Source organism: Streptomyces sp. NPDC017448 (assembly GCF_044330565.1).
Classification (GTDB): domain Bacteria; phylum Actinomycetota; class Actinomycetes; order Streptomycetales; family Streptomycetaceae; genus Streptomyces.
Map to the genome: position 1 here is coordinate 135,557 of NZ_JBIRLM010000013.1, position 14,470 is coordinate 150,026.

The following is a 14,470-nucleotide window of genomic DNA, read 5'->3' on the forward strand; positions in this document are numbered from 1 at the left end:
TGCGGTGCGGTGCGGTGCGGTGCTCGGCGGTGGCGGCGGCCCGGCACGGCGCTCAGCAGTGGCGCTCCGGCATCCCGTCCACCAGCGCGGACAGCAGGCCGCCGAGCACCTCGCGCTGATCGGCGGACAGCGGAGCCAGGATCTCCTCTGCGGCGGCCCGGCGCGCGCTGCGCAGCGACCGCAGGGTGGCGCGCCCCTCGTCCGTGATCTCGACGCGGACGACCCGGCGGCTGGCGGGGTCCGGGGCGCGGCGCACCCGGCCGCTCGCCTCCAGGGCGTCCACCAGCGTCGTCACGGCGCGCGGTACGACGTCCAGCCGCCGGGCGAGATCGGCCATCCGGGGGGCCGCGTCGTAACTCGCCACCGTCCGCAACAGCCGGAACTGGGCCGGGGTGATGTCGATCGGCTCCAGCTGGCGGCTCTGGATGCGGTGCAGCCGACGGGTCAGGCGCAGCAACTGCTCGGCGAGCATCCCGTCGGTGTCCGGGGAGCCGGAGTCGCCGCCGTCGCCGGGGCCGCCGGGGGAGCGATCCGGCCCGGGGGCGGGTGAGCCGGGCGGACCGGAGGAATCTGGGGCGTCCATACGGGAACCATAGCAGGACTTCGTTCATTGTGAGTACAGGTAACAATGAGCTAGACTCTCGATGCGGGGGCCGACCCCGGTCCGTTCGGCCTCCGGCCCCCCGGGCGGTCGCTCCGGCTGTTCCGGCCTGGGTCCGCCAGGCCCCGCCCCACGCCCCACGAAGGAGCCCATGAAACCCGACACCCCCTCCTGGACGCCCCCGCCCGACGCCCGCGCCGTCGCCGACCGGAAGCCGGGCGAGGTGCGCCGCATCCTGCGCCTCTTCCACCCCTACCGGGGCCGCCTGGCCCTCGTCGGCCTGCTGGTCGGCGCGTCCTCCCTGGTCTCGGTCGCCTCCCCCTTCCTGCTGCGCGAGATCCTGGACACCGCCATCCCGCAGGGGCGCACGGGGCTGCTGACGCTGCTCGCGCTCGGCATGATCCTCACCGCCGTGATGACCAGCGTCTTCGGTGTGCTCCAGACCCTGATCTCGACCACCGTCGGCCAGCGCGTCATGCACGACCTGCGCACCGCCGTCTACGACCGGCTCCAGCGGATGTCGCTCGCCTTCTTCACCCGCACCCGCACGGGCGAGGTCCAGTCCCGCATCGCCAACGACATCGGCGGCATGCAGGCGACGGTCACCTCCACCGCGACCTCGCTGGTCTCCAACCTCACGGCCGTCGTCGCCACCGTCGTCGCCATGCTCGCCCTCGACTGGCGGCTCACGGTCGTCTCGCTGCTCCTGTTGCCGGTCTTCGTCGCGATCAGCCGCCGGGTCGGCCGGGAGCGCAAGAAGATCACCACCCAGCGCCAGAAGCAGATGGCCGCCATGGCCGCCACGGTCACCGAGTCCCTCTCGGTCAGCGGCATCCTCCTCGGCCGCACCATGGGCCGCTCCGACTCCCTCACCCGGGGCTTCGCCGAGGAGTCCGAGCGCCTGGTCGACCTGGAAGTGCGCTCCAACATGGCCGGCCGCTGGCGGATGTCCACGATCGGCATCGTCATGGCCGCCATGCCCGCCGTCATCTACTGGGCGGCCGGGCTCACCTTCGCCTCCGGGGCCGCCACCGTCTCCATCGGCACCCTGGTCGCCTTCGTCACCCTTCAGCAGGGGCTGTTCCGACCGGCGGTCAGCCTCCTCTCCACCGGCGTGCAGATGCAGACCTCCCTCGCCCTCTTCCAGCGCATCTTCGAATACCTCGACCTCCCGGTGGACATCACCGAGCCGGAACACCCGGTCCGCCTGGAGAAGATCCGCGGCGAGGTCGCCTTCGAGGGCGTCGACTTCAGCTACGACGAGAAGAACGGTCCGACGCTGACCGGCATCGACCTGGCCGTCCCCGCGGGCAGCGGTCTCGCGGTCGTCGGCTCGACCGGCTCCGGCAAGTCCACCCTGAGCCACCTCGTGCCCCGGCTGTACGACGTCACCGGCGGCCGTGTCACGCTCGACGGGGTCGACGTCCGCGACCTGGACTTCGACACCCTGGCCCGGGCGGTCGGCGTCGTCTCCCAGGAGACCTACCTTTTCCACGCCTCGGTCGCCGACAACCTCCGCTTCGCGAAGCCCGACGCCACCGCCGAGGAGATCGAGACCGCGGCCCGAGCCGCGCAGATCCACGACCACATCGCCTCCCTGCCCGACGGCTACGACACGCTGGTCGGTGAGAGGGGTCACCGCTTCTCCGGCGGAGAGAAGCAGCGCCTCGCCATCGCCCGCACCATCCTGCGCGACCCCCCGGTGCTGATCCTCGACGAGGCCACCAGCGCGCTCGACACCCGTACGGAACAGGCCGTGCAGGAGGCGATCGACGCCCTGTCCGCCGGACGGACCACGCTCACCATCGCGCACCGCCTGTCCACCGTCCGCGACGCGGACCAGATCGTCGTCCTGGAGGACGGCCGGATCGCCGAACGCGGTACGCACGAGGAGTTGCTCGCCCGCGGGGGCCGCTACGCCGCGCTGATCCGCCGCGACTCCCGCCCCGCCCCGGCTCCGGCCCCCTGACGGCTCCCGGCGGGGGCCCGCGACCCCCGGCCCGAAGGTGTGAACGCCCCCCGGGCAGGGGGCAAGGCGCGACTACGGCATGATCGCCGCGCATGAGAGCTCTTCTCGGGGTGGAACTCCCCGGCTACCGGACCGTGGACGCCGACGCCTGGCTGAACGACCACGGCGACGTCCTGTCGCTGCACTTCTTCGACCTGCCGCCGGACCTGCCGGCCGCTCTGGACGACGGCCCCGCCCTGCGCCACCGGCTCACCCACTTCACCGCGCGGGCCGGCGGGGGCCTCGTCGAGGCGTCGGTGAAGCCCCTGGACGGGCTGCCCGCCCTGCGCCAGATACTCAAACTGCCGCTGCCCGACCGGGCCGGTGGACAGGTGTTCATCGGCAGTTTCACCGTGCCCCGCGCCGGATGCAGCACCGTGGTGAAGATCCAGGCCGCGGAGCGGGGGACGACCGGTGCGCGGGAAGCCGTGGTGATGGCCAAGCTCGGCCCCGGCCGGTACTTCCGCCCGCACCCCTACGCCCCCGAGGTCCAGGGCGGGCTGCCCTTCCACGCGGCGGACCACGCCCGGTGGGACGCGGACTTCCCGGACCACCCGCTCACCCGGGTCCGCCGGACGCTCGACACCCTCGCGGCGGCCGTGACGGTCGCCCCCGGGTTCGCCGCTCTGCCGCCCTTCACCGGCCCGGCCGCACCCCCCGGCTGACCCGGCCGGGCCCGCGGGCGTCCGGCACGCGCCCCCCGTCCCGCCCGCCCGCACACACGGCGGCGCCGCCGCTCCCGGGGACGGGGAGCGGCGGCGCCGGGTGGAGCAATGGTCAGACGAGCCAACCCACGAAGTGGACGACGCCGGCCAGCAGGTTGGTCAGGAAGTTCATCTGGTTCTTTCTCCTTGTGCGTGGTGCATCTGTGGGACTGCGCAGTAGCGGTCTGCAGCCCGTTGACTGCGCTCTGCAATCATCACGCCCCGGACGGGTGACGGGCAATGAATCCGCTGACGATCACGCGTTCCAGCGAACACTCGATCCCTTGTTCGCATGTTCCGGTGTTCGTGTGTTCCGGAGGGGTCGCTACGGCGTTCGTGTCGCCCGGCCCGACGCCGTGGCCGGGCTACCGGTGACGGCTCCCGCCCCGGGTTAACGTGCCCGCATGGTGAACGAGTCCCCGGACGCCCGCCCCCGCCGCCGACTCCGCCCGACCCGCCGCGGGAAGATCGTCCTGGCCGTCGGCGTGCTCCTCCTCGTGTCGGCCGCCGTACTGATCCCGCTGGCCCTGCTCGGACCGGACGAGCACCGCAAGGAGAAGGACCAGCCGCACAAGACCCTGCTGATTCCCGAGGGCCGCCGCGCATCGGAGGTGTACGCGTCCGTCGACCGGGCGCTCGGCCTCACGTCCGGCACCACCCGGAAGGCCGCCTCCACGGTGGATCTGAAGCTGCCGCCCCAGGCCGAGGGCAACCCCGAGGGCTACCTCTTCCCGGCCACGTATCCGCTCGACGACGGGGCCGAGCCCGCCGGCCTGCTGCGCTACATGGCCGACACCGCCCGCAACCACTTCGGGGCGAGCCATGTCACGGCCGGGGCCCGGCGCAACAACGTCTCCGTCTACGACACGGTCACCATCGCCAGCATCGTCCAGGCCGAGGCCGATACCGCCTCCGACATGGGCAAGGTGGCCCGGGTCGTCTACAACCGGCTGCTCAAGGACATGCCGTTGCAGATGGACTCCACCATCAACTACGCCCTGAAGCGCTCCACCCTGGACACGACGACCGCCGACACCCGGCTGGACAGCCCGTACAACAGCTACCGGGTCAAGGGCCTGCCGCCGACCCCCATCGGCAATCCGGGGGAGGAGGCGCTGCGCGCGGCGGTCAGCCCCACGCCCGGACCGTGGCTGTACTTCGTCACGGTCCGCCCCGGAGACACCCGGTTCACCGACGACTACGCCGAACAGCAGAGGAACGTGGAGGAGTTCAACCGCGGTCGGGCCGGCGCCCAGAGCTGACGGGCTCCAGAGCGGGATCGGCCCAGTGCCGCGCCCTTCCCCGGGCGGCGAAGCTCAGCCTCCCGGCGCCGCGGCCGCTCCCGCCATCCGCTCCGTCCGTCCACCGCCGGCCTCCGCGAGCAGCCGCGTCACGGACCGGACGGCCGTGCGGCCCGCGCGGTTGGCACCGATGGTGCTGGCGGAGGGGCCGTACCCGACGAGGTGGACGCGCCGGTCGCGTACGGCACGGGTCTCCTCGACCCGGATACCGCCCCCCGGCTCGCGCAACTTGAGCGGCGCGAGGTGGTCCACGGCGGGCCGGAAGCCGGTCGCCCACAGGATCACGTCCGCCTCCACGGTCCGGCCGTCGTCCCAGACCGCACCGGTCGGCGTGATCCGGTCGAACATCGGCATCCGGTCCAGCACCCCCTGCTCCCCGGCCCGGCGCACCGCCTCGGTCACCGGCAGCCCGGTCACGCTGACCACGCTCCGCGGCGGCAGCCCCTTGCGCACCCGCTCCTCCACCATCGCCACGGCCTGCCGCCCCCACTCCTCGGTGAACGGCCCCTCGCGGAAGACGGGTTCGCTGCGGGTCACCCAGAAGGTGGCGGCCGCCAACCCGGCGATCTCCATCAGATGCTGCGTACCGGACGCGCCGCCCCCGACCACGATGACGCGCCGTCCCGCGAACTCCTCCGGCCCCGGATAGTCCACCGTGTGCAACTGCCGCCCCCGGAACGTCTCCTGGCCGGGGTAGCGCGGCCAGAACGGCCGGTCCCAGGTGCCGGTCGCGTTGATCAGGGCACGCGGGGCGTACACCCCCTCCGAGGTCTCCACCAGCAGCCGTCCGCCGCTGCCCTCCCGTACGGCGCCGACCTCCACGGGCCGGTGGACCCGCAGGTCGAAGCGCTCCTCGTACGCGGCGAAGTACGCGCCGATCACCTCCGAGGAGGGCCGTTCGGGGTCGGCCCCGGTCAGCTCCATGCCGGGCAGCGCGTGCATCCCGTGGACCTTGCCGTACGTCAGCGAGGGCCAGCGGAACTGCCACGCGCCGCCCGGCCGGGGGGCGTGGTCCAGTACGACGAAATCGGCGTCCGGTTCCAGCCCGGCGCGGCGCAGGTGATAGGCGGCGGACAGCCCCGCCTGACCCGCGCCGACCACGGCCACGTCCAGCTCGCGCACCCCAGAAACGTTCACGTTTCTACTAACTCGCCGGGCGGCCGGGATCTTCCCCCACCGCCCGACGAGCGGTACCGCGCGGAGGGAGCAGAGCTGATCGGAAGGCGGCGCTGAACGCGGTCATCCGGTCACGACACGGTCGGCGGTCTCGCGGAACGTGGACGCGTCATGCCACGTGCGAGGGGTGAGGATGGAGGCATGTCCGATTCCTTCAGCACCACGATCCTGACCCTCACCACGGGGACCAGCGAGAGCGTCACCGACCTGACCCGCGCCTGCGAGGAGTTCCTGACCCGCATCGCACCGGGCCGCGACGGCCTCCTCAACGTCTTCGTCCCCCATGCCACGGCCGGCGTCGCCATCCTGGAGACCGGCGCGGGAAGCGACGAGGACCTCCTGTCCGCCCTCCACCACCTGCTCCCCGCCGACGACCGCTGGCAACACCGCCACGGAAGCCCCGGCCACGGCCGGGACCACGTACTCCCCGCCCTGGTACCGCCCCACGCCACCCTGCCGGTCATCGCCGGCCGGTTGGAACTGGGGACCTGGCAGTCGGTCTGCCTGGTGGACACGAACATCTCTAAAGACAACCGTCAGGTTCGTCTGAGCTTCCTCAGCTGACCAAGATCGTTCAGCGGGGGCGTGGCCGCCGATTCTCCGTACGATGCGCGCTCGAACGGAGAGAAGAAATGCGCGGTACGGACCTCAACACGCTCGAACGACCCTACGACGGATGCGGCAAGTGCCTGCTTGGAGTGCGGCGGCTGTCGCGCGTGAAGCTGGCGACGTCTTCACCTGAGCGCCAGCGCGAGAACGTGCTCACGGCAGCCGCCGCTGTCGGGGCCCACATCATCGGCTGGGCGGACGACTGGGAGGTTTCCGGCGCCACGGATCCCGTGACGCGTCCCAGTCTGGGCCCATGGCTCCGTGATGAGAGGGGCCCGTACGACGGCTTGGTCGCGGCAGCGGTGGACCGGCTCGGCCGCAACGTCGTCGACTGCTTGAACACCGGCTACAAGATGCGGGACGAGAAGAAGATGCTCGTCACGTACGGGCACGACGGTGCCTGGAACCTCGACGACCCCGCCGACGAGAACCGCTTCACTATGGAAGCCTGGGGCGCGCAGATGGAACTGCGCGCCATCCAGCGCAGGAACCGTGATACCACCGTCAAGACCCGCGCCGCCGGCCGCCCGAAAGGCAAGCCGTCGTACGGCTTCCAGTACGTCCGGAAGGTGATGGGAGGGAAGATCGACCAGGTCGAACTGCATCCGCATGCCTCGGATGTACTGCGGAACGTCGCCCGCCGCATCCTGGCCGATCCTGACAACGTCACCTGCAGTAGCGAGGCCGCACGTCTCAATCGTGCCGGGGAACTCTCACCTGCGGATCACCTGGCCGTGATGTACGGCAAGCCGGCAGGGGGCCGACCGTGGTCTCCCCAGAGCCTGAAGAACATCCTTCTGTCCGAAGCCACCCTCGGGTACCTGATGCACCGCAACAAGCCCGTCCTCGGCAGGGGGGACGGTCACCCCGTACGGCTCTGCGAGGGGCTGTGGGACCGGGCCACACACGAGGCGCTCAGGAGCGCCATTCTGTCCCGAAAGGCTCCCTGGACCCGCCGATCCAACCGCGAATACCTGTTGACCACGGTCGCCCTGTGCGGGCAGTGCCATACGCGTCTCTACACCCAGACGTCGAAAGACGCCCCCCCGCGCTACACGTGTACGGCGCGGAACAAGGGCTGGCTTCAGGCGCAGCACTGCCGCCCCGCACCGCTCATCAACGCTCATCTTCTTGACGCCTACGTCGAGGAGTGGTTCCTCCGAGAGCTGGGTGACGGCATGATCTACGAGACGGTGTACGACCCGGGCAACGGCATCGCCGAGCGCGTGGCGGAGAACCGGGCCAGCCGTGAGCGGCTGCGAGCCGACCGTGAAGCCGGGCTGTACGACGCCCCGGACGACGCCGTGTGGTTCCGGGACCGGTATGCCGCGCTGGGGCGGGAGCTGGCCGCTCTGGAGGCTGAGCCATGGCGGGCACCTGGCATGGTCCGGCGGCCGACCGGCGAGACGGTCGCCGACCGTTGGTTCCGTGCTGCGGATGTACAGGCTCGAAAGGAAATCCTGATCGACTTCGGCGTACGGGTGACGCTCTTCCCGGCCAGTGCTCCCGTTCGCTGGGTGCCCGGTTTCCTTCACGGTCCCGAACAGGACCCGATGGCCCTGCTTTAGAGGTTGTCCCGTATCTGCTGGCCAGGAGTGAGATGATCTTGCCGTGGCTGGTGTGATCATGGCGTCGGAGCCCTCGTGGATAGGCCCGTTCACCGGGCTGAGCCCTCGGCAGTTCAACAAGCTGATCGCCGCGCTGCGGCGTGAGGGGGCCGATCCGGTCCGCAAGGGCCGACCGTGGTCGTTGCCGTTGGAGGACCGGGTGCTGCTGGTGGCCGCGTACTGGCGCACCAACCTCACCCTGCGTCAACTCGCCCCGCTGTTCGGCGTCTCGAAGTCGGCGGCCGACCGGATCGTCGACCACCTCGGGCCGGCTCTCACCCTCCAGCCCCGGCGGCGGTTCCGCAAGGAGGCCGTGCTCATCGTGGACGGCACGCTGGTCCCCACCCGCGACCGGACCGTGGCCGCCTCCAGCAAGAACTACCGCTACTCCACCAACCACCAGGTCGTCATCGACGCCGACACCCGCCTCGTGGTGGCCGTCGGCAAGCCGCTGCCCGGCAACCGCAACGACTGCCGGGCCTGGCAGGACTCCGGCGCGAAGGCCGCCGTCGGCACCGCCCCCACGGTGATCGCCGACGGCGGCTACCGGGGCACCGGGCTGACCATCCCGCACTACCGTCGGCACAAGGACGAGGAACTACCGGCCCGGAAGGAGGAGCACAACGCCTCCCACCGCAAGGTGCGAGCCCGCGTCGAGCACACCTTCGCCCGCATGAAGAGCTGGAAAATCCTCCGCGACTGCCGCCTCAAGGACGACGGCGTCCACCACGCGATGCTCGGCATCGCCCGCCTCCACAACCTCACCCTCACCGGATGAGAGGCAAACAAGCAGGTCATCCTGCATGCCTCAGATCATTTACGGGACAAACTCTAGCTTGATCTTTAACCTCGGAGTCCGAACGAGTCCTCGTACTTGATCACTCGGATTGGTAACTGCCGTGCGTGCGGGCGGCCTTCGGCTGAGCATGTGATCCGACCAAGGAACACACAACGCTCAGCACGAAGGCCGTGGGGATGAGTCTGTCGCATCATGTTGTCCGGCAGGATCCGTTTGCGGGACTGTCACGCTTCCGGAGTGAGTTCTACTCCTGTCTGACCCGGCGTGCGGACGCGCTGTTCGAACTCGCGGACGCGGTGTTGTGCGCGGACGGGCCGGTCCGGTCGCTGGTGGAGCTGTCGCTGGTCGGTGAACACCGGCGCGGGCACGGCGGGCTCTACGACGCTCTGGCCGCGGGCCGGGTCGATGTGGCCCGGCTGCGGCGGGCCCTGGCCGCGGTGCCGCTGCCGCGGGCGGCGGACGGCCGGCTGGTCCTGGCCGCCGACCTCACCTGCTGGCTGCGGCCCAACGCTCACACCTCGCCGCAGCGGGTCCTGTGCCACACCTACGGCCGGGGCAAGGACCAGCACATTCCCGCGCCAGGCTGGCCCTACTCGGTGATCTGCGCACTGGAGACGGGCCGCAGTTCCTGGACCGCGCCGCTGGACGCGCTGCGTCTGGCACCGGGTGACGATGCCGCCACCGTCACGGCCCGGCAGATGCGCGAGCTCATCGAGCGGCTGATCGAGGCCGGGCAGTGGAAGGACGGAGTCCAGAGATCCTGATCGTGGTGGATGCCGGCTACGACGTGCCCCGCCTGGCCTTCCTTCTGCAAGATCTGCCGGTGCAGGTACTGGGACGGATACGCTCGGACCGGGTCCTGCGCCGCGCGGCACCGCCCCGGGAGCCCGGAGTTCGAGGCCGGCCACCCCGCCACGGAGGGGAGTTCGTCTTCGGTGACCCGGACACCTGGAACCCTCCCGACGCGCAGACGGTGACCGCAACCCGTCTCTACGGCACCGCCACCGCCCGCTCCTGGGACCGGCTCCATCCAAGGCTGACCCACCGCTCGGCCTGGACCGCCCAGTCGGGCGCCCTGCCGGTCATCGAAGGCACCGTGATCCGCCTGCAAGTCGAGCACCTGCTCAGCGGCGCCACACCGAAGCCGGTCTGGCTGTGGTGGTCGGGCACCGACGCCACCACAGCCGACGTCGACCGTCTGTGGCAGGCGTTCCTGCGGCGCTTCGACATCGAGCACACCTTCCGCCTGTTCAAGCAGACGCTCGGCTGGACCTGCCCAAAGATCCGCAGCCCCGAGGCCGCAGACCGCTGGACCTGGCTGATCGTCGCCGTCTTCACCCAGCTCCGGCTCGCCCGCCCCCTGGCGGCAGACCTCCGGCGGCCGTGGGAGAAACCGTCCCCGCCCCACAGGCTCACCCCCGCACGAGTCCGCCGCGACTTTCGGCACCTCCGCCCGAAGGCCGCCTGCCCAGCCGAAGTACCCAAATCTTCCCGCCCCGGCCCCGGGCGGCCACTCGGAAGCAAGAACACCCGACCCACCCCACGCCACGACGTGCACACAGTCGGCAAACCAGGCTCCGCGAAACAACGAACCAAGAAGTCAACAACTCCTCGCCCCCGCCGCACAGGTTAAAGATCAAGTTAAGGTAAGGTGTGTTTATTTCCTCGTATTCAGCCACAAGGTTGCGCAGATCGATGCCCGACCCTTTTGCTGCGGCAGGAATGAGGTGCCCATTCGCAGGCACATGCTCGTTGCTGCGAATTTCGTTCATGCCAGGCGGCTGCGTTGAACCATTAGTGTTGGTTCCGGGTGCCTTTCTTCCCTTGTTGTAGTCGGTGATATCCAACAAACCGTAGACTCCTGTGGCTCTACACTGATAGCTACCCTCGAATGAGTCGTAGTAGCGTTCACGCGGCAGATACACGGCGTGCCCTGTCGGACTGACTCCAGGGCCATCGTCACACTTCTTGTTATTTCGGTCACGCCCCCCATTCTGTAACTGTTTAGGGCCGCTCGCGAGCTGCGGTGATGTGGTGCGTCTCGGTCACCGTGGTCCGGTAGGTTGATCTTGTGTCCTCTGCCCCGCCACCCACGTACGAGGAGTTGGCCGCGCTGGTGGTGGAGTTGAGGCTGCTGGTGGCCGCTCAGGCGGAGACGATCGCGGCTCAGGCAGCGACAATCGCTCAGCAGGCGGAGCGGATCTCGGAGTTGGAGCGGCAGGCCGCGACGGACTCGCACAACTCCTCCAAGCCTCCCTCCAGCGATGGGCTGGGCAAGAAGCCGGTGCCGAAGTCGCTGCGCCGACGCACGGGCCGCAAGCCGGGCCGGGCCAAGGGGGATCCGGGCGGACGACTGGAACAGGTCGCCGACCCGGATGTGATCATCGATCATCATCCGGTCGCGTGTGGCGGCTGCGGGGCCGGACTCGGCGGTGGGCCAAGTGCGGGCTATCGGGCCCGGCAGGTCTTCGACCTGCCCGAGATCGCACCTGAGGTGACCGAGCACCGGCTGCACCAGGCGGTGTGCGGCTGCGGGCACACCACGACCGCGACGGCTCCCGAGCAGGTCAACGCGCCTGCCGTGTACGGGGCCGGGGTGCGGGCGGCGATCTGCTACCTGTCGGCCTACCAGCACCTGCCGGCCAAGCGGCCGGCCGAGGCGATGGGCACCCTGTTCGGCCTGGCGATTTCCACCGGAACCGTCGTCTCCGTCCTGGACCGCGCGCACGACGGCCTGGCCGACTTCGAGACCCAGGTCAAGGAGCATCTGACCGCCGCCCCCGTCGCGCACGCCGATGAGTCCGGGGTGCGGGTGGCCGGTCGCCTGCACTGGCTGCACGTGATGTGCACCCACCTGGTCACCTTCTACGGCATCCACACAGCACGCGGCCGGGCGGCCATGGACGACTTCGCGATCCTGCCCGCCTTCACCGGCACCCTGGTCACCGACGCCCTGGCCTCCTACACGGTCTACGGCGACGACCGGGCCCTGTGCGGCGCGCACGTCCTGCGCGAACTGATCGCGGCCACCGAGGACACCCGACGCGAGCAGACCTGGGCCCAGGCGATGATCGACGTGCTGATCGAGGCGAAGGGCGCGGTCGCCGACGCCGTGGCCGCCGGACAGAGCACCCTCGCCCCCGAGAGACTCGCCGTTTTCCAGGACCGCTACCGGCAGGTGGCGTTGTGCGGCATCGCCGCCAACCCGTACTCCGGCACGGGTCCGAAGCCGAAGGCCCGGGCACTGGCGGAACGGCTACGGGACCGCACCGCCGAGTACCAGCGGTACATGACCGACCCCGCGGTCCCGTTCGACAACAACACCGCCGAGCGCGACCTGCGGATGGTCAAGGCGCAACAGAAGATCTCCGGCTCCTGGCGGACCCTGACCGGCGCGAGGCGCTTCGCCCGGATCCGCTCCTACATCTCCACCGTGCGCAAACACGGCATCAACCCGCTGACCGCCCTACGCGACCTCTTCGCCGGACGGCCATGGACGCTGCCCGCAACCAGCTGAAAGCCCTAAACAATTACGTTCAGCGGCTTGAGGGGGGTGGCTGCGGGTATGAGGACGGCCGCCTTGGTCATGATGTGGTGTGACGCAACATCAGAACGAGGCGGCCGCTTCGGCCACGGTAGACCACGAAGGCCATGACATCGCGTTCGGGGGCCTGTTGGCTTCGGTGGCCGACTGCTCCGCCCGCTCCGAGACCCGCCAGACGTTCGCGCGGATGACCCGGGGCATGCTGATGGAGTTGGAGGACGTCAACTGCTGGAGCCTGGCCGAAGCGATCGGTGAACGGGGCCCGCACCGCCTGCACCATCTGCTCTCCCGTGCGGTGTGGGACGAGGAGGCGGTGCTTCAGCGGACTGCGGCCTGGGCCGTGGGCCTGCTCGACGACGGCGACGGGATCCTGATCGCGGATGAGACGGGGGATGCGAAATCCTCGACCGACGCGGTGGCCGCGGCACGCCAGTACTCCGGCTCGGTCGGCGGTGTGGATCTGTGCCAGGTCGCGGTGCACCTGACCTTCGCCTCGTCCGCCGGGCACTGCCTGGTCGGCCGGCGCCTGTACTTCACCCAGGAGTGGGCCGCCGACGAGGAACGCCGTGAGCTGTCCGGTGTCCCCGACGAGCTGTGCTTCGCGACCAAGCCACAGCTCGCGGCGGACATGCTTCGCGCCGCCGGCCGGCAGGGCATATCCGCCTCGTTCTTCCTGGGGGACGAGGTCCACGGAGGGCGGGAGTTGCGTAGCGCCTGCCGTGAGCTGGGCCTGGGCTACGTCGTGGGCGTGCGCTCCAACCACCAGGTCACGACCGGCCCCGTGAAGCTGAGCGTGGCCAGGGCCGCCGCCCGGCTGCCGCAACGGGCCTGGCAGCGCATGCGGACCGGTGCGGGGCAGAAGGGCATACGCGACTACGACTGGGCGATGATCGAGGTCACCACCGACGACACCCCCGACGGACACGACCGCGACACGGGGACCTCGGTGCTGCTGGTCCGCCGGCACCGCTACACCCGCACCGTGTCCTACTACCGCTGCTTCGCCGCCGGGCCGGTGTCACTGGCGCGACTGGTGTCACTGGTGTGTCTGAGGTGGCGGGTGGAGGACGACTTCCAGGACGCGAAGGAGATCTGCCACCTCGACAAAGGCCAGGTCACCTGCTGAAACTCCTGGCACCGCTGGAGCGTGATCACCCTGGTCGCCCACGCATTCCTGGCCACCGCAGCCGCCCTCGAACGCACCGCACAGGCCACCCGCAACGATCCCTGCGAGGCCGACCTCGTCCCCCTCAGCAGCCACGAACTCCTCCGTCCGCTCCGGGCATTGACCCTTCCGCCGCCCCGACGAGACCGCGAGCACCTGCTGTGGTGGTCCACCTGGCGCCGCCGCCACCAACACCGCGCCCGCCTCTGCCACCGCCGATGGCACGCGTATGCCGACACCACACCATGATCAAAACCCCGGCAGCAGCTATCTACAGCTGCCGTATCTGTGGAAGAACGCCTGATGGTCCACCGACTCCGCCAGCGGACCATCACAAAAGATCGAGGTTAATCCTGAGGATTCTCGGCTTCACGCACCCGTCGGCGCTCCGCCGAACTAGCGTAAGCGGGATGAGGTTGCCCCCACAGCGGAGAGTCATCCATCACCTCAACTCCCGGCCGCGCTTCCAGCACTCGGCACAAGAATTCCGCGATACCGAAATCTAGCCGAGTCCAGACGTCGTCACCATGACTGAAGACCAACACTGGCCACTCGGCCGGTTTACCACGAGCGAGCCAGCAGAAAAGGTCGGCGCTGCTTGCCGCCCCCCACGTCACCAGCTCCTCCGACTTGACATCGACACCGACAGGCGCTGTATCGACCCAGATATCACGAGCGTCTGCCGTGATGAATCCCATGCCACCGAGCGGAGCACCTGGCTCGTCGCATGTGTCTGGTGTGAATACGCCGGGGGCGAGCACCTCCAGGTATTCCCCTAGAAGCACATCACCATACCGAGTAATGATCTCCTTGTAATCGTGGGGAAATTCCGTACCCCAGGCTTCCTCGATCGTAGGCCAGTCCACGTCGAGACCGGCTCCTGGCCTAGGAGGCAACAGGCCTTCCAGCGTCCTGAGACTATCGCTTGCGGTCATGATCGCAGTCCATTCCTGGTC

The 14,470-nt window shown here is 69.7% G+C and carries 12 protein-coding genes and 1 pseudogene; 10 read left to right on the forward strand and 3 right to left on the reverse strand.

Annotation, left to right across the window (positions count from 1 at the left end; genetic code table 11):
* Positions 1-52 precede the first annotated feature (52 nt).
* Entirely contained in the window at positions 53-583 is a 531-nt protein-coding gene (locus tag ACH4K1_RS21940; RefSeq protein ID WP_398090951.1) for a MarR family winged helix-turn-helix transcriptional regulator, read from the reverse strand.
* 169 nt (positions 584-752) lie between these two features.
* Between ACH4K1_RS21940 and ACH4K1_RS21945 the strand changes: the two genes are divergently transcribed.
* The 3 genes from ACH4K1_RS21945 to mltG all read left to right on the forward strand — a co-directional run bounded on the left by ACH4K1_RS21945 (position 753) and on the right by mltG (position 4,575).
* On the forward strand, positions 753-2,570 hold the full coding sequence (locus tag ACH4K1_RS21945) for an ABC transporter ATP-binding protein (RefSeq protein ID WP_398090952.1): 1,818 nt from the start codon (positions 753-755) through the stop codon (positions 2,568-2,570).
* Positions 2,571-2,662: 92 nt separating this feature from the next.
* Positions 2,663-3,274 carry a hypothetical protein gene (locus tag ACH4K1_RS21950; protein WP_398090953.1) on the forward strand — a complete coding sequence of 204 codons (612 nt, stop codon included), beginning with the start codon at positions 2,663-2,665 and terminating at the stop codon, positions 3,272-3,274.
* Between the two features lie 443 nt (positions 3,275-3,717).
* A complete protein-coding gene (gene mltG, locus ACH4K1_RS21955; RefSeq protein WP_398090954.1) occupies positions 3,718-4,575 on the forward strand; it encodes an endolytic transglycosylase MltG in 858 nt (285 codons plus the stop codon).
* A 54-nt stretch (positions 4,576-4,629) separates the two neighbouring features.
* Here the strand turns inward: mltG and ACH4K1_RS21960 are convergent, their stop codons facing one another.
* Positions 4,630-5,751: an NAD(P)-binding domain-containing protein gene (locus ACH4K1_RS21960; protein ID WP_398090955.1), complete on the reverse strand. Its 1,122-nt coding sequence runs from the start codon at positions 5,749-5,751 to the stop codon at positions 4,630-4,632.
* A gap of 180 nt (positions 5,752-5,931) precedes the next feature.
* Between ACH4K1_RS21960 and ACH4K1_RS21965 the strand changes: the two genes are divergently transcribed.
* The 7 genes and pseudogenes from ACH4K1_RS21965 to ACH4K1_RS21995 all read left to right on the forward strand — a co-directional run bounded on the left by ACH4K1_RS21965 (position 5,932) and on the right by ACH4K1_RS21995 (position 13,763).
* On the forward strand, positions 5,932-6,354 hold the full coding sequence (locus tag ACH4K1_RS21965) for a secondary thiamine-phosphate synthase enzyme YjbQ (RefSeq protein ID WP_398090956.1): 423 nt from the start codon (positions 5,932-5,934) through the stop codon (positions 6,352-6,354).
* Positions 6,355-6,422: 68 nt separating this feature from the next.
* The gene (locus ACH4K1_RS21970) at positions 6,423-7,967 is read left to right on the forward strand and encodes a recombinase family protein (protein ID WP_398090957.1); all 1,545 of its coding nucleotides are present in this window, start codon (positions 6,423-6,425) and stop codon (positions 7,965-7,967) included.
* A 43-nt stretch (positions 7,968-8,010) separates the two neighbouring features.
* Positions 8,011-8,784: a transposase gene (locus tag ACH4K1_RS21975; RefSeq protein ID WP_398090958.1), complete on the forward strand. Its 774-nt coding sequence runs from the start codon at positions 8,011-8,013 to the stop codon at positions 8,782-8,784.
* Between the two features lie 197 nt (positions 8,785-8,981).
* Positions 8,982-10,438: pseudogene (locus ACH4K1_RS21980) on the forward strand (NF041680 family putative transposase).
* Between the two features lie 438 nt (positions 10,439-10,876).
* On the forward strand, positions 10,877-12,322 hold the full coding sequence (tnpC, locus tag ACH4K1_RS21985) for an IS66 family transposase (RefSeq protein WP_398090959.1): 1,446 nt from the start codon (positions 10,877-10,879) through the stop codon (positions 12,320-12,322).
* Between the two features lie 79 nt (positions 12,323-12,401).
* Complete coding sequence (locus ACH4K1_RS21990) at positions 12,402-13,475, forward strand: IS701 family transposase (protein ID WP_398090960.1); 1,074 nt, start codon at positions 12,402-12,404, stop codon at positions 13,473-13,475.
* 21 nt (positions 13,476-13,496) lie between these two features.
* Complete coding sequence (locus ACH4K1_RS21995) at positions 13,497-13,763, forward strand: hypothetical protein (RefSeq protein WP_398090961.1); 267 nt, start codon at positions 13,497-13,499, stop codon at positions 13,761-13,763.
* Positions 13,764-13,861: 98 nt separating this feature from the next.
* On the opposite strand, the gene ACH4K1_RS22000 is transcribed toward ACH4K1_RS21995, so the two are convergent.
* Positions 13,862-14,449, reverse strand: coding sequence for a hypothetical protein (locus ACH4K1_RS22000; protein WP_398090962.1), 588 nt, complete (start codon positions 14,447-14,449; stop codon positions 13,862-13,864).
* Between the last annotated feature and the right edge of the window lie 21 nt (positions 14,450-14,470).